Source organism: Vibrio sp. 1557 (assembly GCF_033340175.1).
Taxonomy (GTDB): domain Bacteria; phylum Pseudomonadota; class Gammaproteobacteria; order Enterobacterales; family Vibrionaceae; genus Vibrio; species Vibrio alginolyticus.
Genome location: NZ_JAWOVZ010000288.1, coordinates 1 through 1,040, shown reverse-complemented (window position 1 = coordinate 1,040; position 1,040 = coordinate 1). Strand labels below are relative to the sequence as shown.

The window sequence follows — 1,040 nt, the reverse complement described above, 5'->3', positions numbered from 1 at the left end:
GGCTTCGGTTGGCGTCTTTTCTAAAACCGAACAAATCGCCCTTCAGAAAGTCGATCTGGCTACAAGAATCGTGATGTGACCTGCACTATTCTCAAGCAAAGAAAAATCCAAGTAACTGCAATTTTCTAATGATAAAAGAGTGAGAAACATGATTAAGTTTCCAGATAATTTCCTTTGGGGTGGTGCCATTGCTGCAAACCAAGTAGAGGGGGCATACAACCTTGGGGGTAAAGGTTTATCAACATCAGATATGTTGCCAAACGGCATTCTGAGCCCGCATCAAACGCGTGAAGAACGAACGCCCGGTATCAAAGATCTTGCGATCGATTTCTACAATCGCTATCCAGAAGATATTGCCTTATTTAAAGAAATGATTGGCTTCACTAGTTGGAACTCGTTTGGCGCCATTTGTGGCGTTGCTAGAGTTCAAGGCTTAGCTGTTGTGCTTAATCATTTCTTTGGCGTTTATATCAATGCTGTTTATGCCATTGCTGTTCAAGTAAATGGAAAGCTAAAGGAATTTAGCATTAACATCATGAAAGCATTCAATCCACGAATCGTAAAGGCAGAAAGCAAGGGTAATAGGGAGGAAATGCTCCACTTATCCATGTTAGCAAGCCGTTTTAGCTTGTTGCTTTACTCAGTCATCGCGCTGCCGATCTTTTTTGAAACAGATTTTATGTTGTCGATATGGTTGGGAGATTATCCTGATGGTGTACTGACTTTTATCAAGCTATTTTTAGTACTTGCGTTTGTAAACCTTACGACGGTTGGTCTTCAAACGGCTATACAAGCAACCGGAGACGTAAAGGCTTACCAGTCAACAATTGGGTCAGTGCTGCTGCTAACTGTGCCATTGGCCTATATTTTCCTATCGTTAGGTTATCCCCCTTACACCGTTATCGTTGTTTCCATTTTTATGGAGGTAGTTTCTTGTGGAATGAGGCTCGCTTTTCTCAAGCTCAAAGCCGGGTTATCCATTAAGAAATATATATTGTTTGTAATCAACAAAGCGCTTCAAGTACTAATACCAACGATAG

General features: G+C 41.2%; 1 protein-coding gene. It reads left to right on the top strand.

Going from position 1 to position 1,040, the window contains the following annotated elements; genetic code table 11:
• Nucleotides 1–148: 148 nt before the first annotated feature.
• Nucleotides 149–1,040: lipopolysaccharide biosynthesis protein (locus R7070_RS26555; RefSeq protein WP_318141567.1), on the top strand; the 892-nt coding region annotated here is incomplete at its 3' end.